The following is a 23,964-nucleotide window of genomic DNA, read 5'->3' as shown; positions in this document are numbered from 1 at the left end:
GCAATGTCATTAAGTTAAAGCGCAGGGCCAAAAACAAAAAAAGAGTAGGTTATTGAAAAGATAACCTACTCTTTTTTGCGCAAATAACTGAAAAAGAACGTGAGAAGCAAAACGGCGCGTCAGCTTCTGCGCTACTCAATTCAGATAAAAAAGAAGAAATTAAACTATGAACAGACATGTTTCCTCTTTGTTTTAGTAACTTTGTAGATTTTTATACGTCTAAAAAATAGGGTGTTATTTACTAAAATGGGTCAAGGAGGATATTGCAACATGAAAAATAATTTAAAGGTGGGGGTCATCGCATGGCTTACTGCTTCTCTGTTGATCACGGGGAGCGCATTGACCACCGCTGGAACAGTCTCGGCAGCTGTTAAGCCTATCGAAATTGTTATGAATAACGCTTTTGTAGATACGGATATAGCTCCGTATATTACAAATGGGACAACCATGGTTCCCTTGCAGGTGGCCCAAAAGATTCCCGGCATTTCAGTACAATGGAATAACCAGTCCAAGACCGTCACTATAATTAGAGGCAGTGAAACAATCACTTTAGTGGCTGGTCAAAAAACGGCAAAGGTCGGGAATAAAGAAGTCAAACTGGAAGCTGCCTCTAATCTCAAACAAGGCCGTGTCATGGTTCCATTGCGATTTATTGCTGAATCCACTCAAAGCTATGTCCTGTGGAATGCAAAACAAAGGATTGTATTTGTCGCCAAGGCCAGTGAAGAACTAAAAGATCAATTTAATTCCACCATACTTTCCGAAGCTAGAACCGCAGCACTAAAATATCCAGTCGTCAGTTCATTAAAGTCATTCGATGTTGTTAATGAGAGCCAAGGGCAAATGTACTATTTTCCAGAGGGTAGAGCGGACCAGTTCTTCTTGTCTGGAGGAAATGGCATTTCGTATTATGAAATTACAGGAGACTATTGCTTACAAAAATGGAGTGCTACCTTTAATTCCGTTAAAGCCTCGAGCGGATTGTTCTTCTTCCCGCAAAAGATTACTAACCAGGATGGTACAATTCCCAAGCTAACAGATCGTGTGGTTTTCTATAACTTTATGGGACCCATCGGTGCAGCCAGTTATGGGTTTATTGAGACTAGCGGAGAAATCATTACACTAGGACAGAAAGGTATGAAATTAGGAGAGATTTTTGAAATTCCTGAAGAAACCAAATAAATAGTTGCAGGCGCCGCAGAACGTTTCCGTTTAAAAGGGGTCGAATCTCGGGGATAATTACTAGCAAGTACCTAACACAAAGAAGGCAGCGTGCTTCATTATAACGCTGCCTTCTTATTCATTCTCATGGTGTGTTTTCCATTTGAACAAATGGATTCTTTAAAAAATGAGAAAAATCAATCTTAACTTGATCTATATAGATTGAACTCTAAAACTTTAGAAAAAGGAGAGTCGGTGGAGGGGAGCTGGGATCTGTAGGGATGCCAGTGACCGCCTGTGTTACTGGATTTTCACCATGAACAGCAGTAATCATCAAAAAATAGGAAACAACAGCGGCCGGAAGTCCAAACTCATCTTTAAGCGGAAAATCATGTATAATGAGCTGCCGCGCGCAAGTAAAGCAGCCAGCCACGCAACGGTTGTTCAAGTGACTGGCTTAGCGTTACGGACATGAGAGACGTTAAGCCTGCAGAAAGGTACCGGAGTGTCGGTCTTAGGGACATGAGCGCCGTTATTTCACCGGATAAGTGGAGTTTGCCTATGCAAAGGAGCGGATAAGGGCCGTCGTGTCCGTAAGCCCGCCCAAATGACCTTTTTTGAGCGAATAAAGGCTGTGGCGTCCGTTAAGGGTCAGATTTGAATTGTTATTGAACCAGGCAGATGGCACTGGTCCTCTATAACCAGTCCCCCCTCGTTTAGCTTCCTTAGTGAGTGAACGCCAACAGAGGGGAGGGCGTGTCGGCTTTGGTTAGCCGATCCAAACTCACGGGCAAATGATTTTTAGCAGAATTCCCTAAACCGAAAAATGAGCCCCCAAATACGAAATCTGGCACCTTTTCGGAAAGAACTAAAACGCATACAATAAATGCATAGAGATGAAAACGCTTTACAGAATAAAGACAGGTATTTTGGAGGTCCATACGATGGAGAACAAACGCAATACCAGACCGAGTCCCACCATGGGACCGCTTACTCCGGCGTCAATCGAAACCGGTTCAGGTCGTAAAAACGCGCTCTGGAAGAAATTAGTGGCCCAACGTCATCTGCAGACTATGGCCCTGCTCGGTGTAGCCTGGATGATCATTTTTAACTACATTCCCATTTACGGCTTGATCATTTCCTTCAAGGAATATAATATCGTCAAGTCGATTGGTGAAGCGCCGTGGGTAGGATTGAAGCACTTCAGGGCATTATTCGAAGATGAGGATATGCCGAATGTTATCAAGAATACGCTGGGAATCAGTTTGATCAAGCTTCTGATCGGATTCCCGCTGCCGATTATTTTCGCACTATTTCTTAACGAGGTCCGTTCTTTCCGGTATAAGAAGGCGATTCAGACGATCTCCTATCTGCCGCATTTCCTCTCCTGGGTTGTGCTTGGCGGCATTCTTGCCACCTGGCTCGCCGATGTAGGGATTGTCAATAACATTCTGCTTGCACTGCATCTGATTGACAAGCCGATTACTTACTTGGCTGAACCGAGTTACTTCTGGACGATAATTATTACCTCCGATATCTGGAAGGAGCTTGGCTGGTCCGCCATCATCTATCTCGCAGCGATTGCCGGCGTATCTCCGGAAATGTATGAAGCGGCGACGATCGACGGGGCAGGACGTTTCCAGAAAATGCGGTTTGTCACACTGCCGGCCATCAGCGGAACGATCAGCATTCTGTTCATTCTGGCGGTCAGCGGCGTACTGAATTCCAACTTCGACCAGATTCTGGTGCTGAAGAATTCGCTCAATGAGAGTGCATCGAGTGTAATTGATATTTATATCTATCAGACCGGTATTGTCTCTAACCGTTTCTCCTATTCATCGGCGGTCACCCTGGTCAAAGCGGTCATTGCACTGTTCCTGCTGCTGATTGCCAATCAGGTAACCAAAAAAATCAACGACACGTCGCTGTTCTAGGACAAGGAGGACCTATATATGTTTGCTCTTAAACGTAAAACCAAAGGTGAAGCTATCTTCGATATCGTCAACAATCTGGTCATGCTCTGCATCTGCTTCATAACCCTATACCCGATCTGGTACGTGCTGGTCAATGCTTTCAACGATGGTACGGATGCCATGATGGGCGGCATCTACTGGTGGCCGCGGATGTTCACACTGGAGAATTATACAACTGTCTTCCAGAATCCGGGGATTATGCTGGCCATGGGGGTTACGGTAGCCAAGACGGTAATCGGTGTTATTGTGCATGTGTTCTTCACAGCTATGGTAGCTTATGCCTTATCCCGCAGAGAGCTGGTTGGCGGCAAGATCTACATCCTGATCGGCACCATTACAATGTTCTTCAACGGCGGATTGATTCCGACCTTCCTGCTGAACCGCGATCTTCATTTACTGGATAATTTCCTGGTCTATATCATTCCGGTGATGTTCAGCTTCTTCGATCTCATCATCTTCATGACCTTCTTCCGGGAAATTCCTGATGGTCTGGAAGAGGCAGCCAAGATAGACGGAGCTAATGACTGGTCCATCCTTCTGAGGATTGTACTTCCGGTATCCATGCCGGTTATTGCGACCATTGCGCTGTTCCACGGCGTCTATCAATGGAATGATTATTTTACCGGTATGATCTACATCAACAACGTGGATCTGCAGCCGATTCAGACCTATCTGTTCCGGGTCGTGGCGCAGTCCAGCTCCAATACCATGATGGTTGCTACCCAAGGCAGTGCGGTAACACGGACTGTAACCTCACAGTCCATCAAGCTGGCTACCATGGTAGTCACTACGCTGCCAATCGTGTTCGTCTATCCGTTCCTGCAGCGCTATTTCGTTAAGGGCATGATGATCGGCTCCATCAAAGGCTGATATTCTGCAATGCAAACCACAAGATAACTCCTCCGGTGTCCGGAAATCCTGAGGGCTACGGAGTTGCTTATAATTAATTTTCTCTAGAAAAGGGGTAAACAAAACATGGGCATGAAACATAAGCCAAAGAAAATGGTCTTACTGCTCTTGGGACTAATGTTGACATTCTCGGCTGCGGGCTGTTCAAGCAACAATAATGCCGCAAACGGAAATACAGCGACGGAGAAGCCGGCTACGGAAGCTACAGAGGCACCGGCAACCAATGCCACAGAGACTACAGCACCAGCAGCTACTGGCGATGAGCCGGGCTGGATGAGCGATACTTCACCGATCACCTTTGACTGGTATCTGAACTTTGCCTGGTTCGCCAACAAATGGGGCGTAGATCCAACTTCGCAATATGTTACCAAGAAAACCGGTGTTAACGTTAACTTTATTGTTCCTGCAGGGAATGAGAACGAAAAGCTGAATACCCTGATTGCGTCCGGCAAGCTGCCTGACTTCATCACTCTCGGCTTCTGGGAAGATGCCATCAAGAAGATGGTTGAAGGCGAGCTCGTGCTTCCGCTCAACAAGCTGGCTGAAGAATATGATCCGTATTTCTTCAAAGTTTCCGATAAAGATAAGCTTGGCTGGTACACACAACCGGACGGCAATGTATACGGCTATCCTAACTCTTCCTCCTCGCCTGCCGATTACGAGAAATACGGTGATACTTATGTATCCAACCAGACTTTCGTAGTACGTAAGGATATTTATGAAGCCATTGGCAGCCCTGACATGCGTACGCCTGAAGGCTTCCTCGCTGCACTGAAAGCAGCACAGGAGAAATTCCCTGAAGTGAACGGGCAGCCGCTGATCCCGCTCGGCTTGCATGAATTCACTGAGAACGGCAACGACTCGCTGGAAGGCTATATTCAGAACTTCCTGGCGATCCCTTGGGAAAAAGACGGCAAGGTGTATGACCGTGAGACTGACCCTGAATACGTACGCTGGATGAAAACACTCCGTCAAGCTAACCAGGACGGACTGCTGGCCAAAGATATCTTCATTGACAAACGGGCACAAATGGAAGAAAAAATTGTACAGGGACGTTATTTCGCAATGCTGTACCAACGTACTGACTTTGCTTCCCAGCTCGGAACCATTTCGCAGAAAAATCCTGACCAGATCTATATCGCTGTAGACGGCCCGGCTGATACCAAGCTTGATCCGCCTACCCTGAACGGCCCTGGGATCTCCGGCTGGACCGTTACTCTGATCTCCAAAGATGTTAAGGATAAAGAACGGGCAATTAAATTCCTCAGCTATCTGAACAGTGAAGAAGGCCAAAAAGATCTTTACCTGGGCGAAAAAGGGGTCAGCTATGATACAATTGACGGCAAAGACCAATTCCTGCCTGAGGCACTTACTTTAGCAAATACAGACCGTGCAGCATTCGATAAGAAATACGGATCGTCGTTTACCTTCTGGATGATGCAGAACACGAATATTACCGACCAGTGGAAACCGGAATCCGTTGAGCCTTATAAACAACTGGAAGACTGGACCAAGGGTAAATCCATCAACACTTCGGAATTCCAGCTGATCGATCCTACAGGAAACTCACCGGAGGGTATCATTGGCACTGAGCTGAAACAGCTGCGCGGTAAAACCATGCCGAAGCTGCTGATGGCTGAAAGTGAAGCTGCTTTCGATAAGATCTGGGCTGAATATTTAACGCAAAAAGAGAAAAAAGGCCAGGCAACTTTCGATGCTTACCGCCAGACTAAGTATGAAGAAAACAAGACAAAACTCGGAATGTAAGTAAATAAGCAAGGCCCATTTGCCCGCTGCCCGCGGGCTTTTGGGTTATTTTCAAGTTATAGGCTGGTTAGGGAAAGTATTTGCCGGTAACGGAGAGGTGAGCATGCGCGAACGAACAGGAGCATTATGGAATTCCTTCCGCTATTGGCTGGGACGGAGATCACTGCAGAGCCGGCTGGTTGTGGCTTATATCTTTATTGTTCTGGGACCCAGCCTGCTGGTGTCCTTCTATTCGTACAAGGCGATTAACAATACCTATATGCGGGATGCGATAGAGAAGAACAATTATCTTCTGCAAATGGAGAAGCAGCATGTGCTTAACCAGATCGAGGCAATGGAGCGGGCGCTTCAGATGGCTTACAGTGATAAAATCACCCGGAAATATCTGATCAGTGAAAATGACCCCACCCTTGGGGAATTGATTGACTATAGTACAACCAGCTTTATAAATCTCAGCCAAATCCAGTTCAACAATCCGAATATCGAGCATCTCTACCTGTACTCCAGCAGTAAAAATGTATATGAGCTCTGGCCGGTCATCTTCCGTGAATCCCGGGTGTCGATGGAGCCCTGGTTTCAGAAGGCCATGGAGCTGGAGGGAGTGCGGAATCTGTGGTCCTTTCAGAACTCAGATATCGATGTAATTCAGCGCTTCTCGGGAGAAACCGAGCAGGGACAGCCTAAAGTGTCGGTGCTGCGGGAGATCAGTATTCCGGCAGGCAATCACATCGGGATGGTACAGGTAGACATGCTGCTGAGCAAATTCACTCCGAAGACGTATTCATCCGTACAGGATAATGAGTCACAGATGATCATTGCGGATGATACGCTGAATTTATTCACCCGGACAGAGAACTCTTTTCTCACGAATAACACGGGGCTGAGCGCAGTAATTAAAGACCGGCTGGCTGCATTCCGCAAAACTGGTGAATGGGAGATGAATTACAAGGAGAACGGCAATTCCTTCATGCTGATTCAGGCGCCGCTGGGGCAGATCGATGCGTCACTGGTCACTGTGGTCTCGATGAAAGGCTTGCTGACGGATATTTCGCGTACCCGCAATCTGATTATCGGGGTAAATATCGGGTTCATCTTCCTGGTCACGGTTATTGCTTATGTGCTGAATGCTTTTATCCTGAAGAATCTCCGCCGCCTGACTGAGACAATGAAAAAAGTCCGCCGGGGTGAGCCGTACGGCAGTATCCGCGTCAGCGGGGGCGGCGAGGTCGGGGAGCTTGCACATCATTTCTCCAAGCTGTTGAATACTATCAATACGCTGGTGGCCCAGGCTGTTCATAAGCAGGCGTTATCGAAGGAAGCGGAGCTGCGGACGCTGCATAATCAGATTGATGCCCACTTCCTCTATAATACGCTGGAGAATATCAAAATGCTGGCAGAAATTGAAAACCAGCGGACCATTTCGGATGCGCTTACCGGGCTTGGCGGCATGATGCGCTATAATTTCAAGTGGACGGGTGAGTATGTGAAGCTGAAGGATGAAATCCGCCATATCGAGAATTATATCGAGGTCATGAACATAAGGTTTGAACACACTATCCGGCTCCAGCTTAATATTGACAGCGCTTATCTTGAAATAGAGGTGCTAAAAATGTCCCTGCAGCCGATTGTCGAGAATAGTGTGAAGCATGCCTGGAGCGGGGATGGCGTAGAGCTTGCCGACCGTACGGTGATCATTGATATTACAGAGGCCGAAGGTGACATCTTCATTGCACTGCGTGATAATGGTCTCGGGCTGACTCCGCAGCGGCTGGCTGCGCTGCATGAGGCGATCTACGCTAAGGAGGAGCCGGGCGCAGATCCTTCCGGGAGCAGTGCCGGCGGATATAAGTCGGGCGGCATCGGCCTGCGGAATGTGCATCAGCGCCTCCAGCTGTTCTACGGCGAAGCTTACGGGCTGGAAGTGCAGAGTGAAGCAGGGAAATGGACAACCGTGTTCATGTCACTGCCCAAAGTTCTATTGACGGGGGATAACTAGCTATGACTAATCTGCTGATTGTAGATGATGAAAAAATGATCCGTCATGGCCTGAAGGCGATGATTGAACGGGAATATCCGTCTGTCTATAGCATAACGATGGCCGGTAACGGTGCTGAGGCACTGGAGCTATACCAGCAGGAGCGGCAGGAGGTAGTTATTACAGATATCAGAATGCCGATCATGGACGGAATCACGCTGCTGGAACGGTTATCTGCGGAAGCAGGACCGGGTGAAGCTCCGGCAGTGATTATCCTGAGCGGCCATGATGATTTTGAATATGCCAAAAGCGCGATCCGCTACCGTGTGAAGGATTATCTGCTGAAGCCGATCCGCCGCGAGGAGCTGTTCGAAATCCTTGAACGGATTGCCAGGGAGGGAGCGGAACGGGAGTCCAGCAGCCGCATGCAGAAGCAGGAGGAGGAGGGCTACCGCCGGGAGCTGCGGGTTGCCCGTCTGCGGGGGCTTCTGATGCAGCGTGAAGCCGAGGTCTCAGCGGCACAGCTGGAGGAGCTGGCACGGCTGGAGGTTCCTTATACGGTAGGGGTGCTGAATTATTATCACAGGGACGGCGGAAGAATGAAGCCCGGGGAGCTGCAGGGACTGCTGGAGCAGCTGAACGGTCCGCTGGAGAATTTCTTCCCGGAGATTCTTACGGATTGGGACGGGAAGCTTGTGCTTGTCGGGAGCAGGAAGCAATTCCTGGAGCTGTCCCGGAAGGCTGAAGCCAAGGAGCTCAAGCGGCTAATCGTCGGCATCAGCAGTGAAAATGCGGAGATAGAGCAGTTCCGCAGCTCTTATCTGGAAGCCTGCCGGGCGCTGGAATATACCTTTCTGTCACCGCAGGCCAGCTTTGTGGATTATACCGATATTCACGAGGGACGCCTGAGCTTTCCTTCTCCGGAAGAGGAGCTGCGCAAGCTGCTTAACATGCTGGGCACCGAACGCGAGAAGGAGATCAAGGCGCTGCTTGGCGTTATTTTTCAGACGGATCATCTGGTGCATCTGGATTTAGCTTACCTGGAGCATGTAGGGCGGAGTATTAATGAGCGGGTGCTTGATGAAGTATTCCGCGTCCATGGGGAAGCCTCGATGGAGGTACTGAAGCTCTACCGGCTTGTGGGAAATTTGCATAACTTCCGCCATTTCCACGAATATTACCGTGCGCTTGAGCATTTACTCCTTAGCGTCAACGATTATATTATAGGAATCAGATCAGCACATACCGAGCATGCCGATATGGAAGCGGCTCTTGCGTATATTGAAGACAATTATGCCCGTCCGCTGAATATGGCGATGGTCAGTAACCATGTCTCCCTGAATTATTCTTATTTCAGTGAAGCCTTTAAGGCCTATACCGGGGAGAACTTTGTCCTTTATCTCAAAAAAGTTCGCATCCGCCATGCCAAGGAGCTGCTTGCCGATAGCCGCGTTAAGCTGGCCGGCGTTTCAGAGGCGGTCGGCTTCGAGAACAGTAAGCAGTTCGCCCGGGTATTTAAGGAGCTGGAGGGTATCTCTCCAGGTGAATACCGGGCAAAAATACTAATGGGACATTACACCGGCCAGGCGGAGGATAAGGAATAGTAGATTCGCTACAATCATGACCGATGGAAGGCTGGGAGGTACCCGCATGGAAGAAGTACAAGGAACACTAATAACAGTAGATAGACTAGCTGAAGATTTCCGGAGGCTTGGTGTGAAGGAAGGCATGACCCTGCTGCTGCATTCTTCGTTCAAGTCGCTGGGGCAGTGGGTGGCCGGCGGCCCGGTTGCCGTCATTCTCGCACTGGAGCAGGTGCTGGGTGAGGAGGGTACACTCGTCATGCCGACACAGTCTGCTGATTTGACCGATCCGTCGGGCTGGAGTAATCCGCCGGTACCGGAAGCCTGGTGGCCGGAGATCCGTAAAGCTATGCCGCCGTATGACCCGGACTTAACGCCGCTGAGAGGCATGGGGATTATTCCTGAATGCTTTCGTAAGCAGCAAGGCGTGCGGCGCAGCAGCCATCCGATTGATTCTTTTGCAGCCTGGGGCAGGCACCGGGATTTCATTATTGACGGCCATAAGCTTGAATACGCCTTCGGCGAACACTCTCCGCTGGCCCGGATTTATGAGCTGGGGGGAAGTGTACTGCTGCTTGGGGTAGAACATCTCAATAATACTTCACTGCATTTAGCGGAATACCGGGCGGACTATCCCTGCAAGCAGGAGGTTATGGCAGCGGCACCGATGCTGGTGGATGGAGCCAGGCAGTGGGTGGAATTTAGTGATTATGACTGGAATTCGGACGATTTTGCGGAGCTGGGCAGGGAGTTTGACCAGGACACCGGACTGATCCTCCACGGTAAGGTTGCTGCATCGGCAGCTCAACTGGTCCCGCAGCGGGAGATTGTGGATTATGCAGTGAAGTGGCTGGAGCGCAAGCGGATGTAGCTCTCGCACAGCGGCTTATCCGAGCGTGGAGAGACTAGAGAATCGAGGTGCAGTCTTGCGGTATAATGGTGCAGAGCGGCTTGAAGTTGAAGTTTGAAGCTGCTCTGCAGCAGGCTGCGCCAGGTGATTCTTGAGAACTTCAGGAGGGAATAGGTGTTCATGAATACGACAACAGTATATATTACGCGGCACGGACAGACGGAATGGAATGTGCTGAAGCGGATGCAGGGCCATCAGGATTCGGAGCTTACGCCGCTGGGAGTGCAGCAGGCCCAGTGGCTGGGCCGGAGCATGCATAATGTTAAGCTGGATGCGGTGTATGCAAGCTCAAGCGCCCGGGCGCTGCGGACAGCAGAGCTTATCCGGGGGGAACGGGACTTGCCGCTCACGGCCTGCGATGAATTCAAGGAGATCGGAATGGGGATCTGGGAAGGCCGGGATTCTGCGGAGCTTCAGCTGGAATATCCGGAGCAGCATCAGTTTTTCTGGGGTGATCCGGAGCAGTTCCGTGTAGAGGGCAGCGAGTCCTTTACGGAGGTGCAGGAGCGGGCGCTGCGCAGACTGCAGGAGATTATCGGCCGTCATGCCGGCGGTACGGTGCTTATTGTGACACATACGGTTGTAATTAAGGTGTTGATGGCACATTTCGAAGGGCGGGCCATGAACAAGCTCTGGGATCTGCCTTATATTCATCCGACCTGCCTCTGCCGGATCGATATCACGGACGGTGTACCGGCAATTGTGCTTCACGGGGATATCAGCCATTACGAAACCAGTGAGAGCGGAATGGACTGAATTCCGGCAATCATAAGATTAAAGATAACGGACGATGCGCATGGCTGGCATCGTCTGTTTGGCGTGGCGCGGGCAGGTGAGTGTGCGCGTGCGCGTGTGTGTGTGTGGCATAATTCACCGCCTACCCGAGTGACAGCTTATTGTACACGATTGCTGGCCTTCGCTCCCACTAAGGAAGCCAAGCGTGGGGGTGGAGCAGGTTTTAGAGGGCCAATCCCCTCTGTCTGGTTCAAATACACTCCCAATCTGACGGACACCACAGCCTTTATTCGCTCGAAAAAGGTCACTTGGGCGGGCTTACGGACATGACGGCCCTTATCCGCTGCTTTTCATGGATAAACTCCACTTTTCCGGTGAAATAACGGCGCTCATGTCCTTAAGGTCCGGCACTCATGTACCTTTCCGCAGGCTTAACGTCTCTCATGTCCGTAACGCTAAGCTAGTCCCTTGAACAACCGTTGCGTGGCTGGCTACGCACGGCAGCTCATTGTACATGATTTTCCGCTTAAAGATGAGTTTTGGACTTCCCGCCGCCGTTATTTCCAAACTTTTTGATTATCCACTTAATATCTATCTGCTGTATAAGTATACTGCTAGATTCAATCAACCGGTTAAAGTTGTAAAGCATGTGGGCAGGCCTTCGGCCGGACGGGCAACAGGCAGCTGAGGGTGAGCGGCATACGCGGCAAGCACAGCAGACGGCAGATTATCCTGCAGCTTTGTCTACTCGAAACTACCCGTCATCGCGGCTGGCTGTTTCGGACTGCTCCGCTTCTCCAGTGCGGACAAGTCGCCGTCGAGCAGCTTCATGCGCGGCAGGCGCAGCGCCGCGCCTGAGAACAGGACCGGGAGCATTCCTGCGGCCAGCAGCAGAACCGGTACCCCGTAAAGCTCGGCAACGGCGCCGCCCGCCAGAGCACCCAGCGGCTGCAGGCTGCCGCCGATCAGGAAGCGGAGCGAGTTCACCCGGCCCTGCAGCGGACCGGGAACCAGCTGGCCGTGCAGGGAGGAGCTAAGCGAGCTGAAGAACGGACCCAGCAGGCCGGCGGCAAAGACCGCAAATAAGGCGAAGGCATAGCTGGGGATGAAGCTCCACAGCACAGTGACCAGGCCGGAGAGGACCAGGCTGCCGAGCATCACAATCCGCCTGCGGGTAATCTCGCCGAGCAGGGTGATCAGGCCCAGGCCGGATAAATAGCCGAGGGCCGAAGCGGTGGTCAGCGAGCCGACCGCTGCCGCATCGCGGTGCAGTACCTCGCGGACATAGGGGACCATCATCGTCCCGATGGCCGCGGAGCTGAGATTGCTGACGGCAGCCATGGACATGATCGTCAGCATTGCGGGGAACTGCCGGTAGAAGGCGAAGCCCTCCGCGATCTCCCGCAGATAGAGCGGGAGAGAGAAGCTGCCGGCAGGGGCGGCCGGCCTGCCGTTCCAGGGCAGGCACAGCAACGTGGCAATCGCAGCAGCATAGCAGATTGCGTTGACGCCGAGCGCCGGGAGCGTTCCGCTGGAGGCGGTCAGCACACCCGCCAGCGCCGGGCCGAGCAGTGCTGCCGCGCCCCGGCAGCCGTCGATAATGGCGAAGGCGCGCATCAGCTTCCGGGTGCCGGCGACACCCGGAATGACGGCCATCGCGGTGGGCATGAACAGCGCCGAGCAGGCTCCGCTGAGGCTGGCGGCCGCGAACAGCTGCCATAGCTCCAGGCGGCCGGCCAGGCCCATGCCGAGCGGCAGCAGAATGGCCAGCAGGCGGAGTGCCGCCAGGCAGGCCATGAAGCGCACGCGGGGCAGCCGGTCGGACAGCGGCGAGCCGAGCAGCCGGAGCAGCAGCTCCGGGATCATGGAGCTGAGCGCAAGCGCCCCCATTGCGAGCTTGGAGCCGGTCAGCTCATAGACAAGCCATTCCATTGCGAGCAGCCCGAACGCATCGCCGAAGGCACTTAAAGAGATGGTGGACAGCAGTCCATAGTAGCTGCGCTTTTGCATCCTGCTCATCCCTCCAGATAGCTGCCGATCCGTCCGTGCAGGCTGTGCAGCGCTTCAGGCCGGAGACTGTAGGAAGTGCTCTTGCCGGAAGTGTGAACGATGACCAGACCTGCTGCCCGCAGCGCAATCAGATGGTAGTGGATAGTGCTTTTGGACAGGCCGACTTCCTTGACAATTTCAGTGAAATTCAGCTGTCTGCCGGTCAACAGGCGTAGAATGAACAAGCGTGTCTCATCCGAGAGTGCCCGGGTAAGCCGCAGCAAAGATGCAGGGGGGCGGCCCTGTTCCGGGGGGAGCGCATCGCAGGAATAGGCGGTGAACATATATTCATCATAAAGGGTAGAAGTGACCAGCGGCCGGGCATGATACTGCGGGGTGAGAATAATCTGCTTCAAGGTCTCCGGCGGGTACAGCCGCATGCCCTCAGTAGCCGCTTCAAACACCTCCAGGCCATTGTCCTCGTTCAGTGATGCCGCACGGGCTTTGGCCTCTTGCTGCAGCCCCTCCAGAATGGCCGGATCAATGTGCCGGTAATACTCTGCATTCCATACCCGGATGACCTCCGCAGCTGAGTCCCGCAGCCCGGCCAGATTCGAGGGAACGGTCTGCCCGAACCTTCCGGCTATTTCATACAGCTCCCCTGAGGACAATGCTTCGAACCAGTCCAGGAAGCCCTCGGCGGAGCGCTCTCCCGGACAGGTCCATATATACAAGGACAGGCTGAAATTATCGGTGAACTTCATGACCTCTTTCATCTTCTGCAGCATAACAGGGGCGAAGCGGCCCTGTACCCCGCGGACCCACAATGCACCGGCATCCATGGCGTTATGATTTTGTTTGCCGAGAAAAGCGTTTAAGCTGGTAATACACTCATAGACGGGTGCAAAATCGACGGTGATTTTATAACTCATACGGCATTCCTGCTTTCTATGTGAATTATACGGAAAATAAGTTCTATAAATATAGAACTTTATATTAGTTTTATGTTAAACGAACTAATGAGAATGTGCAATAGATCAATCGGCCGGATTTCATAAATTTTTTGGCAGGCATGTCACAAAATACGGCTTTTTTCAGTTATACAGGCAAGAAAGGAGGGGGAGCTGTGATGGAGCCGGAAGACAGCCGGATGAACAAAACATCAGAGTATGAATTCCAGACGCCGCTGTCAGCTGAGCCGGACCCGGGGCTTACGGTAGAGCAAATGGTGGAGCGGGTCCAGCAGGGGGAAGTGCAGACCTACACCTTGATCATCAGGACCTTTCAGCGGCAGATTTATTTGTATTGTTATTATTTGCTTGGCAACCGGGAAGAAGCGGAGGATGCAGCCCAGGATATTTTCATCAAAGCGCTGGAACGGGTTAGCCAGTATTCAGTACAGGCATCGTTTCCGGCATGGCTATACCGTATTGCGCACAATCATTGTCTGGACCGGATCAAACAGAGAAACCGGGGGTTCAGGCTGCTCTCACTCTATAAGAAACAGCAGCAGCAGGCAGAGGCTGCGGGCACCCAAGAATCCAGATATACGGAGGTTGTCCACGGGCTGCTGGAGCAGCTGAGTCTGGAAGAGCGGCAGATTCTGCTGCTGCGGGCGCTGGAGGAGCATAGCTATGAGGAGATCGGAACCATTATGGATATGAACCCGGCGACAGTCCGCAAAAAATATGAACGGCTGCGTAAAAAGCTCGGACGCGGCCGGAATGCTGAAAGGATGATCACTCATGAATCACGCTAATATGGAGGATGACGAACTGGAGCGTATTAGCCGGCTGATCCGGGATACACCGGTCCGTGTAGATCTGGAAGCAGATATTATGAAACGGCATGAGAGCGGACAGCTGCAACAACTGAAGACAACACGGCCGGGAGCCGCACGGGGCTGGCTGCTGCGCAGAAGTGCGGGTATTGTAGCTGCGGTACTGGCGCTGTTCCTGCTGATTACAAGCACAGAGTTTATTTCACCAGCCCTTGCGGATTCACTCAAGCAAATCCCCGGGATGAATTCCATTTTCCGGCTTGCCGGGGATCTGGGGCTGCGGAATGCGCAGCAGCAGGGGATTGCAGCTATAGAACAGCAGAGCGATAGCCATGAGGGATTGACGTTATCAGTGCCGGAAGTGCTTTACGACGGAATCCGTGTGTCTCTGGGGCTACAGCGCCAGTCTGTGGCGGAGCCGTTCCGGAGTGGAGAGCTGGGCGATCTAATGACCAATATTAAGCTGTTGATTGACGGTGAGGATATCAATACCTATGGCCCGCTTGGCAGCAGCGGCGGCGGTTCATTCGGTCCGTTCTCACTGGCCGGGAAGGATGCGGATTCCCGGATCATTCAATTTACCGATTTGCAGAATCAGGGCGGTCGGTCGTTTCCTGATGCTTTTGAGCTTACGCTGAGCATTGATGTTGCCGGGATAGAAGAGCCTTTTCAGATCAGGCTGCCGGTGAGGAAGCAGACTTACTCGAGTATCATTGCCGAGCCGATAGTCCGCACAGCCTCCGGTCTGCGCTTCCTACTTGAGACAGCCGAGCTTACGCCGATTACAACGCGGATTACAACCCGGCTTGAGCTGCCGGCAGAGCAGTCTATCGATCCTGGAAGGGATTACCTGGGGTATGAGCTTACGGATGATCAGGGGAATGTGCTGCAGGAGATCAACGGGGGCAGCGGATGGCATGCGTCAGGCGGGAATATCCTGATCACGGCAGCTCTATTCGAGCCGCTGGAGCATAAGACAAGCTATCTGGTGATCCGGCCTTACCGGATCTTGTCCATAGAGCGGGACGGATACCAGGTGAAGGAGTATATTCCTGAGTTTGAAGTGAAGCTGCCTGTATTGGCGAATTAAGCGGCGATGACAGCAGTCTGATCCGGATCAGTTCGGTTTATAAAAAAAAGGCGGTTCCCGCAGCGCAGCATGCGCCGGGTAACCGCCTTTTACTAATTGGGATATATTCGTATAACCGCTTGAATCTAGTTGATGAATTGAAGTGACTTCAGTGTTTTCTCCAGCATGGTGGCGGCTTCCGCACGGGTAGCGAGCTTCGCCGGAGCAAATGATCCGTCTGGCGTTCCCTGGATGATGCCTTCAGCAGCTACTTCTGCTACGGCTGCTTTGGACCAGTCCGGGATGCTTGCAGCATCCCTGAACTTGGCCAGTACGGCCGGATCAGCAGTCAGAGATTTACCGGTATACTTCATAGCTTTGGACAGAACCGCAGCCATTTCCTGGCGGGTAATCGGGCTGCCCGGCTTGAAGCTGCCGTCTGTATAGCCGGTAATCAGGCCTGCTGCAGCCGCTGTCTGTACGCTGTCTGCATACCATGCAGCTGAGCTGACATCGCTGAAGGTTGTTCCACCGCTCGCGGAGGCAAGTCCGAGGGAGCGGGTAATCAGTGCCGCGAATTCTGCCCGGGTAATGGACTGCGAAGGCGAGAAGGCGGTGCTGCTGGTGCCGGTAATGATCAGCTTGGAGGCCAGCAGCTCAATGGCTGACTGTGCCCAGTGTCCGGCAGTATCGCTGAAGGTCTTGGATGATTTCACCACAGTATAATAGCTGTTGCTGTTTCGTTTAATGGTAACTTCAGTGTTTCCGCTTGTAGCGCTTGAGAAGACAGAAGGCACGAAGGAAAGCTTGCCGGTGGCAGGATCGTAGGAAACGGCTGTGGCTCCTTGTGAACTTAAGCTTCCGGCTGCAGTGATTGAACGCTCCACGTAGGTACTGCCGAAGCTGTTCAACGATACGCTGTTATTTCCGGCCTGGGCGGTAACTGTAAATTCGATAACCGGTGCAGCGAGCGTAACGGAACCGGCCTGTGCTGCTATTGCTGTGCTGATGCTGCTGAGTGTCGCTGCATCAGCCTGCAGGATAGACACTGTAATTGTAAAGTCGCTGGTGCCGAGCTGGGCAGTCAGCGCCGCTGCGTTAATAATACTAAGCGGCAGTGAATATGAAGCTCCGCCTGTCGAGTTGAATGTAAGCACTGTTCCGGGATTAGCTGCAGCTTGCTGCACGAGCACACTGCCAGGCAGAATGACTTGTGCTCCGCCCGCGGATGCGGTAAGCGGAATAACCAGCTCATTGCTGCCGGCTGGCAGTGCTGCGAGCTGTGCGGTCAGGTCGGCTGCAGTAATTGTCGTCACCTGTGCCGGTACGGCTGCCGTAGCTGTGGCGGACGGACCAGGTGATGGTGTTGCAGCTGGTGTAATTGTTCCTGAACCGCCAGGGGCCGAAGTTGGCGCTGGTGTCGTTGTCGGTGTAGGGCTTGGGGTCGCGCCCTTCAGATCTGTAATCCGGCCTTCAATGCTTGAAGTTACGGGATTATGCTTCTTCAGGTAAGCCAGCAGGACTTCAAAGTCCGGAAGACCCAGCTCATAATAACGTCCGTCTGCCTTGGCGGATGCCAATGCGCGGTAGAAGTCACCGCCGCCCGCCATGAAGGAGTTCGTGGACAGGATATAGTAAGCCTTCGGATCAACCGGCAGGTAAGATCCGTCTGCCTGCTTGATCTCTACGGAGACGATACGTTCACCGGCCTGGGTTACAGCCCCGGATAATGAATCTATAATCTCAGGCTTCTTAGTGGAATCATAGGTGTATCTCATACCGGATACATGTGCGAACCGCCCCTGGTCAGAGGCAAGACCGCTGACTGAGTTCTCCAGCGAAGAGATGATCTCTGCACCAGTAACCTTGAGCGCGGCAAGCCCGTTGCCGAACGGTAGTGTAGTCAGCACTTCACCCATTGTAATATCGCCCACATTGATGGCTTCACGGATACCGCCGCCGTTCTGGATCGCAACAACGCCTTTAATGGCAGCGCGGTCTGCTTCAGAGACGAAGCTAGGCATCAGCTCAGTAACCTTCTCAGCGATGCTGTCGGCAATCATGTTGCCGATTGGTGTCTCCTGCTTGCGTACAACGCGCTGGGAGTTAAGGTGAGTATAGAGATCCACATTACTGTAGCCTACAACCGTATTCCGAACGGTTGCTAATTCGGCATCGATTGGAGCCAGAATACTCTTGGCAACGGCATCTTCGCCGAACAGGTTAACATCCAGCAGTTTTCCTTTGTAAGCTTTGATATCACCGTTCTTGTCGAAGGTAACGTCCAGCTCACCGAGGAACTGGCTGTATTCACCGGTCTGTACAATCAGTACTTTCTTGTCTGTGCCTACATTGATAATTGGAGTTGGAGGGTTGTCCACCTTCGTATGTGAATGTCCGCCAACAATAATGTCGATACCCGGAACAGCCTTAGCGAGTTCCTGATCCACGGTGTACCCCAGGTGGGTAACGGCAATAATTTTATTAATCCCCTGATCTTCCAGGGCCTTGACGGTCTTCTTCGCACTTTCAATATGATCCTTGAAAATAATTTTGTCGCCCGGTGACGCAAGGCCGACGGTATCTTCAGTAGTCAGCCCGAAGATACCGATCTTCTCACCGTAAACATCCTTAATAACGGAAGGATAGATGTTACCGTCTTTGGCTGTACTCTTAGCTTCATCGGTTGCAAGGATTCCGGTCATCTCATGGTAGAGATCGGCAAGCTCACTATTGTTGGTGGTGAAGTCGATATTGGAGCTTGCAAACGGGAACTGGGCGGCTGTTACGAAATTCTTCAGCACCTCAGGGTTTTCCTTGTTCATATCAAATTCGTGATTACCGAAGGTCATGGCATCATAGCCGATGTTATTCATGAACTTGATATCTGCCTGTCCCTTGAACTGATTGAAATAGAGTGTTCCAGAGAAAACATCACCCGCATCCAGCAAAACAGTATTGCCTGTGCGCTCGCTGCTGGTGGCGGAGGTGCGTTTGGCTACATTTTCCAAATGGCCATGCGTATCATTGGTATGCAGCACCCGCAAATTGAAATCGGTGGTTCCGAAGTCAATTTGGGCAAGCAGCGGATCGTGGTCACTGATCCGGATTCCGCCGGCCGGGAATTCCGTACCCTTCGGGTAATCGCCGGGATCGGCGAAGTCGGCATTAATGTGCACGATATCCAGTGTGCTGGCTGATGCCAGCTTGTTGTTGACGAGGATATGATCCAGCGTCTGGGAGTTGCCTTGGAATACGTAGGAATAACGCTCATTCAGCGGCAGGGTGTTCACGAGATTCGTGAGGGCGCTGCCTTTAAGAATATTCAGGGTATTCGAGAACTGGAAGTCATTCAGATCGCCGAGTACGACAACATTGGCATCTGCGTTCTCTTGCAGTACATCTTCAACGAAGCTGTTGACCACCCTGGCGATCTTGGCCCGCTGTACTTCTGTAGTGAAGACCGGAGGCTGAACGGAACCGAACAAATAGTTGTCGCTGCTCTTGGAATTGAAGTGGTTGGCAATGACGATAATATCTTTGCCCTGGAAAGTAAATTCGGCAGCCAGTGGCTTACGCGACTTTATAAAGGCATCGTCCTCCGGGCTGATCCGCCCCGGATTCAGGCTGAGGCCGGAAGCAGCGCTATAGCTGACAGCTTCAGTAGCCGTACCCGGTGTACCTGGCTTCAGGGAGACACGGTTCTTGTTGTACAGGAAGCCCGAGCGGATATTGCCGTTCTCAACGCCTCCGTCCTTATTGTTCTCCGGGGCGATATCCGTATAACCGTAGTCGGATGCGCCGCCGTCGATAGCCGCAATGGCGGCGATCAGGACTTCGTAGTTCTCGCTGGCATCGGTTCCGCCAGTGCCGGTTCCGTCATTATCCTGCACTTCTGTCAGGCCGATAATGTCCGGAGTCTTGAGATTAATGACGATATCCCGGGCTACATTTTCAATTTTGCTAGGATCATTATGCTGCGAGAAGTTCTCAATGTTGAAAGAAGCGATATTCAGCTTGCTTCCTTCCGGTTTGAGTGAGGTTACTTCCCGGACTAACTTGCTGGGAGAAACCGCCGGCAATGTTTCTGACTCGGCAGAAACAAGGAATTTTCCGTAATCATAGGTTAGAATACCGGTGATATTGCCGGCGAACTGCTGGCCGGTGTTGAGGACCGGAGCGGTCTTCGCCGAGAGAATCAGACGCTGGGGATTGTAATCAGCACCTGTCAGCACAAGTCCGCCTGCTGCGGAAGTGACTTCTGTCGTGTTAGCTGTACCATTAACCGTTACTACCGGAATTTCAAAGGTGCTGCTGGAAGCATAATAGACTGCGGGACCTACAGTGGTCGGTCTAGTAAGCTCCAGGCGCATACCTTCGAGACTCTCATAGAAGTCGATGGCATCTTTGTCCGGCTCAAATTTAGCGAAGTTATCATCATCAATAACCGTATGCGGAATGATCCGTCCGCCGGTTCCAATCAGGGTTGCTGCCGGAAGCGTGTTGCCGCTGCTGAGGACCGCTGTTTTGGTTGCGGCGATTTCTGTAGTCGTTAATTGTCCGGAGAAGCCGTATTCCTTGACAGTTCCGTCTACCGCAACGGCATCGCCTGTCTTCACAGCGTTGCCGCCGCCTTTTTGATAGACGAGAATAGCTTCGGAGGTTTTGATGTCATTATCCATATCAGCGGCTGCGGATTGAATATAGAAATTGTCCGCATCCTTAATGAAGGTAACAATACCTTTGACGTTTACAACCATAGTGTTAACGTAAGGGGAAGTATGCCCTGCGCCCTGAATTTGGCTGATCTTCAGATTGTTCTCCGCAGGCACAACGCTATATTGCAAAGTTGCTGTTGGACCATTCCCTAAATCGGGTAATGAAGAGTAGGCTTTAATAGTAAGGGAAGTATAGCTGGAATCAACGGTAATCGGGGCAGTGTATAATTGGTCTGCCACTTCTGCGGTAATACTGCCGTTAGCATATACGCTGTAGTATACGCTTGCTGTAACCGGAGTGCTTAATGTAATCGTGGAGCCTGTGCCAATCTTGCTGCCGGAGGCAGGAGAGGCTGTAACCGGGGGAGCTTGAGTAACTCCGGTATCTGCCGTTATTATTGGCTCTGCTGCAGCTATGCCGGATCCTGCTGATAATCCCGGGAATATCCCGGTCAAGAGCAATGCAACCGCGAGGAACAAACTTAGCGGCCTTCTGCATTGTGAAGAAAGTTTCATGTAAGTATACCTCCCCATAAAATATCATTCGCACTCTATTATAATAGAGATAATAGAATTTTAAAGCAATTTTTCGGGATAATTTGTTGAAAATGTATAGATTAATAGTAGGATGATCCAAAAATATATAAAGTAAATATATAGACCGGCTGAAAATCGTTGATTTTCCTGAAATTAATGTAAACTACATGTTATTTTAATGTAAACTATGAAAAACGGCTCCGCCGCCTTGAGAGGCAGTGAAGCCGTTTTTGTGCCTGCTGCTTTACTTGCTGGATTACTGATTACTAAGGTTCGTGTTGAAAGCTGCGGGGGTGAACGGGGCAAATGTATGCGGAAAACCGAATACAATATGGATTCCCCCCTAGTCACTTAACTAAGGGGGAATAGTGCCTTTCATACAACTGCGTACAAGTTTGCCGCAGAATTAATATATAACGGTTGAGCTAACTCTCGATCACTCTCTGGACGGCACACGCTCCAGATTCTTCGTGTTGGTGCACGCTCACAGAGCTCCGGTTAGGGTCAGGCCATAGCAGCTTCTCTGTATCTCGTCAGGTTAAATCCAGCTTCTCCACACCGCCCATATAAGGGCGCAGCGCCGGCGGGATGTAGACCGAGCCGTCCTCCAGCTGATGGTTCTCCAGCAGCGGAATCAGGATGCGCGGCGTTGCCACGGCGGTATTGTTCAGCGTGTGGCAATATTGCAGCCGCCCGTCTTCGTCACGGTAGCGGATGCCCGAGCGCCGGGCCTGGAAATCCAGCAGGTTCGAAGCCGAATGGGTCTCGCCGAAGGCGCCACGGCTCGGCATCCAGGTCTCCACATCATATTGCTTGTGTGTCTTAAGCGACATGTCGCCGCTGCAGACGGCGACTACCCGGTAAGGCAGCTCCAGCAGCTGGAGAATATGCTCGGCATTGCCGAGAATCTCCTGCAGCATCTGCTCCGATTCTCCGGGGGTGCTGCGGCACATGATCACCTGTTCGATCTTCGAGAACTGGTGGACACGGTACAGCCCGCGCACATCGCGGCCTGCCGAGCCGACCTCGCGGCGGAAGCAGGCCGACATCCCGGCCAGCCGCAGCGGCTCAGCGAGCTCCAGCGTCTCATCGCTGTAGAGCGAGACCAGCGAGACCTCCGAGGTCCCGGCGAGCCAGCGCTTCTCCCCGGTCAGCTCATAGGTCTGATCCATGCCGCCCGGGAAGAAGCCGGTCCGCTCCAGCGCCTCCGGCCGGACAATCACCGGCACATCCATTACGGTGAAGCCGCGCTGCATGAGCACATCCAGGGCCAGCCGCTGCACAGCCAGATGCAGCAGCAGCCCGGCCCCCTTCAGCACATAGCTGCGGGGGCCTCCGGCTTTGACGCCGCGCGGAATATCGAGGATGCCGTGCAGCTCGCCGAGCTCGACGTGATCGCGCGGCGTGAAGCCGAATACCGGCAGCACGCCATGCCGCCGCAGCTCCACATTCGCGCTGTCATCCGGCCCGACCGGCGTATCCGCCGATACGGGATTGGGCGCGAGCAGCAGAAGCTCACCGCAGCGGCGCTCCGCTTCAAGCAGCTCCGCCTCCAGCCCGGTGAGCAGGCGGTTGATCTCCCGCACCTGCTCCTTGGCCTGCTCGCCGCCAGCAGTGTCGCCCTGGCGCAGCAGGCGCTCGACCTCCTTCGTCAGCGCATTGCGCTCCGCCCGGCGCTGCTCTGCATTCCGGCGGGCCGCCCGCCGCCGGTCGTCCCAGTCCAGGAGTTCCGTAAGCGGGAACTCCACTCTTTTCCATTCAGCCGTCTTCCGTACAATGTCCTCATTCTCCCTGATCCAATTCATGTCCAGCATCCGCGATCCGCTCCTTTGGGTTTAAAAAAATGCAAAAAACGCCCTCATCCATGGGACGAGGAGCGTCAGCTCGCGGTGCCACCCAGGTTGGCCTAATTCACGTAAAGCAGCTGTACAGCAGCGGAATAAGGCCCTCTTTGGTCTTCGCGGTAACGGGCGAAACCCGGTAAACTTAGGAAGCAGGGAAACTGCTCCGGTCGCAGACGCCTCGCGGTTGGATGCCGGTCATTGGCCTGGTCGGGATATAGGTTTGCCGTTTATTATACCGAGAGCGCCGCCGGGTTGCAAGCACAATTGTGGTTTGACAATATTCCTTGTACTCTGCTAGGATTATTACTAATTTAAAGTATTTATGACCGGTGCCGGAGTCCGGCATATCCTATACAAGCAGACGGAAGAGGTGCGGAAATGGCCAAAATAGTTGTGATTAACGGTACACCATCCCTGGTCTCAAGGATTAATGCAGTAATCGAATATACGGAGGCGGACCTGCAGGGACGCGGCTTTACCGTGGAGCGGATTAATATTGCCGAGCTTCCGGCTGAGGATCTGATTCACACGAAGTTTGAGAGTGAGGCTATCGTCAAAGCGAACGGGCTGGTGGCTGAAGCGGACGCAGTCATTGTAGTCAGTCCCGTATACAAAGCCTCCTTTACAGGTGTGCTTAAGACCTTCCTGGATCTGATCCCGCAAAAAGGGCTGGCCGGCAAAATCGTCCTCCCGCTCTTCATGGGCGGAAGCCTGGCGCATCTGCTCTCGATCGACTATGCGCTGAAGCCGGTGCTGTCGGTGCTGGGCGCCCGTCATATCCTGGGCGGCGTCTTCGCCGTGGACTCCCAGGCCGTGCGGAACGACCAGGGGGTAGTGGAGCTGGCCGACGAGCTGAAGCTGCGTCTGAACAGCGTGCTGGAAGAGCTGGCGGATGAGACGGCGCATAAGGCAGCCCGCAAAGCAGGAGAACAGGCGTAGGAGCAGAAGCGCGGTATCTGGAAAATTAGCATACCAAAGGGCACTAAACCACCGCGCTGCGGAAGGTTAGTGCCC

General features: G+C 52.4%; 15 protein-coding genes. 11 read left to right on the top strand and 4 right to left on the bottom strand.

The window, feature by feature from the left end; genetic code table 11:
• Positions 1-270: 270 nt before the first annotated feature.
• The 8 genes from LOS79_RS22690 to LOS79_RS22655 all read left to right on the top strand — a co-directional run bounded on the left by LOS79_RS22690 (position 271) and on the right by LOS79_RS22655 (position 11,034).
• Positions 271-1,182 carry a copper amine oxidase N-terminal domain-containing protein gene (locus tag LOS79_RS22690; RefSeq protein ID WP_315412530.1) on the top strand — a complete coding sequence of 304 codons (912 nt, stop codon included), beginning with the start codon at positions 271-273 and terminating at the stop codon, positions 1,180-1,182.
• Between the two features lie 923 nt (positions 1,183-2,105).
• Positions 2,106-3,095, top strand: a complete 990-nt coding sequence (locus LOS79_RS22685; protein ID WP_315412528.1) for an ABC transporter permease — start codon at positions 2,106-2,108, stop codon at positions 3,093-3,095.
• Positions 3,096-3,113: 18 nt separating this feature from the next.
• A complete protein-coding gene (locus LOS79_RS22680; RefSeq protein ID WP_315412527.1) occupies positions 3,114-4,004 on the top strand; it encodes a carbohydrate ABC transporter permease in 891 nt (296 codons plus the stop codon).
• Between the two features lie 105 nt (positions 4,005-4,109).
• Positions 4,110-5,810, top strand: coding sequence for a type 2 periplasmic-binding domain-containing protein (locus tag LOS79_RS22675; protein WP_315412525.1), 1,701 nt, complete (start codon positions 4,110-4,112; stop codon positions 5,808-5,810).
• Between the two features lie 103 nt (positions 5,811-5,913).
• Positions 5,914-7,806 (top strand): cache domain-containing sensor histidine kinase, encoded by a 1,893-nt coding sequence (locus tag LOS79_RS22670; RefSeq protein WP_315412524.1) that lies wholly within the window; start codon positions 5,914-5,916, stop codon positions 7,804-7,806.
• Between the two features lie 2 nt (positions 7,807-7,808).
• On the top strand, positions 7,809-9,389 hold the full coding sequence (locus LOS79_RS22665) for a response regulator (protein WP_315412523.1): 1,581 nt from the start codon (positions 7,809-7,811) through the stop codon (positions 9,387-9,389).
• A gap of 46 nt (positions 9,390-9,435) precedes the next feature.
• Positions 9,436-10,239 carry an AAC(3) family N-acetyltransferase gene (locus LOS79_RS22660; RefSeq protein ID WP_315412522.1) on the top strand — a complete coding sequence of 268 codons (804 nt, stop codon included), beginning with the start codon at positions 9,436-9,438 and terminating at the stop codon, positions 10,237-10,239.
• A gap of 159 nt (positions 10,240-10,398) precedes the next feature.
• The gene (locus tag LOS79_RS22655) at positions 10,399-11,034 is read left to right on the top strand and encodes a histidine phosphatase family protein (protein WP_315412521.1); all 636 of its coding nucleotides are present in this window, start codon (positions 10,399-10,401) and stop codon (positions 11,032-11,034) included.
• A 723-nt stretch (positions 11,035-11,757) separates the two neighbouring features.
• On the opposite strand, the gene LOS79_RS22650 is transcribed toward LOS79_RS22655, so the two are convergent.
• Both LOS79_RS22650 and LOS79_RS22645 read right to left on the bottom strand, forming a co-directional pair.
• On the bottom strand, positions 11,758-13,032 hold the full coding sequence (locus LOS79_RS22650) for an MFS transporter (protein WP_315412519.1): 1,275 nt from the start codon (positions 13,030-13,032) through the stop codon (positions 11,758-11,760).
• Positions 13,029-13,934 (bottom strand): ArsR/SmtB family transcription factor, encoded by a 906-nt coding sequence (locus LOS79_RS22645; protein ID WP_315412517.1) that lies wholly within the window; start codon positions 13,932-13,934, stop codon positions 13,029-13,031. Before LOS79_RS22645 ends, LOS79_RS22650 begins: the two co-directional genes overlap by 4 nt.
• A gap of 197 nt (positions 13,935-14,131) precedes the next feature.
• On the opposite strand from LOS79_RS22645, the gene LOS79_RS22640 reads away from it, so the two are divergent.
• Together LOS79_RS22640 and LOS79_RS22635 are read left to right on the top strand one after the other, a co-directional pair.
• Positions 14,132-14,761, top strand: coding sequence for an RNA polymerase sigma factor (locus LOS79_RS22640; protein WP_315422395.1), 630 nt, complete (start codon positions 14,132-14,134; stop codon positions 14,759-14,761).
• Positions 14,748-15,872 carry a DUF4179 domain-containing protein gene (locus tag LOS79_RS22635; protein ID WP_315412516.1) on the top strand — a complete coding sequence of 375 codons (1,125 nt, stop codon included), beginning with the start codon at positions 14,748-14,750 and terminating at the stop codon, positions 15,870-15,872. Before LOS79_RS22640 ends, LOS79_RS22635 begins: the two co-directional genes overlap by 14 nt.
• Before the next feature lie 125 nt (positions 15,873-15,997).
• Here the strand turns inward: LOS79_RS22635 and LOS79_RS22630 are convergent, their stop codons facing one another.
• On the bottom strand, positions 15,998-21,085 hold the full coding sequence (locus LOS79_RS22630; RefSeq protein ID WP_315412515.1) for an S-layer homology domain-containing protein: 5,088 nt from the start codon (positions 21,083-21,085) through the stop codon (positions 15,998-16,000).
• A gap of 554 nt (positions 21,086-21,639) precedes the next feature.
• Positions 21,640-22,920: a serine--tRNA ligase gene (gene serS, locus LOS79_RS22625; protein ID WP_315412514.1), complete on the bottom strand. Its 1,281-nt coding sequence runs from the start codon at positions 22,918-22,920 to the stop codon at positions 21,640-21,642.
• Positions 22,921-23,328: 408 nt separating this feature from the next.
• Between serS and ssuE the strand changes: the two genes are divergently transcribed.
• Entirely contained in the window at positions 23,329-23,889 is a 561-nt protein-coding gene (ssuE, locus tag LOS79_RS22620; RefSeq protein ID WP_315412513.1) for an NADPH-dependent FMN reductase, read from the top strand.
• Positions 23,890-23,964 lie beyond the last annotated feature (75 nt).

It is taken from the genome of Paenibacillus sp. MMS20-IR301, assembly GCF_032302195.1.
In the GTDB taxonomy this organism is placed as follows: Bacteria; Bacillota; Bacilli; order Paenibacillales; family Paenibacillaceae; genus Paenibacillus_AQ.
Note: the sequence above shows the minus strand (reverse complement) of the source record. Positions and strands in the feature narration are given on the sequence as shown.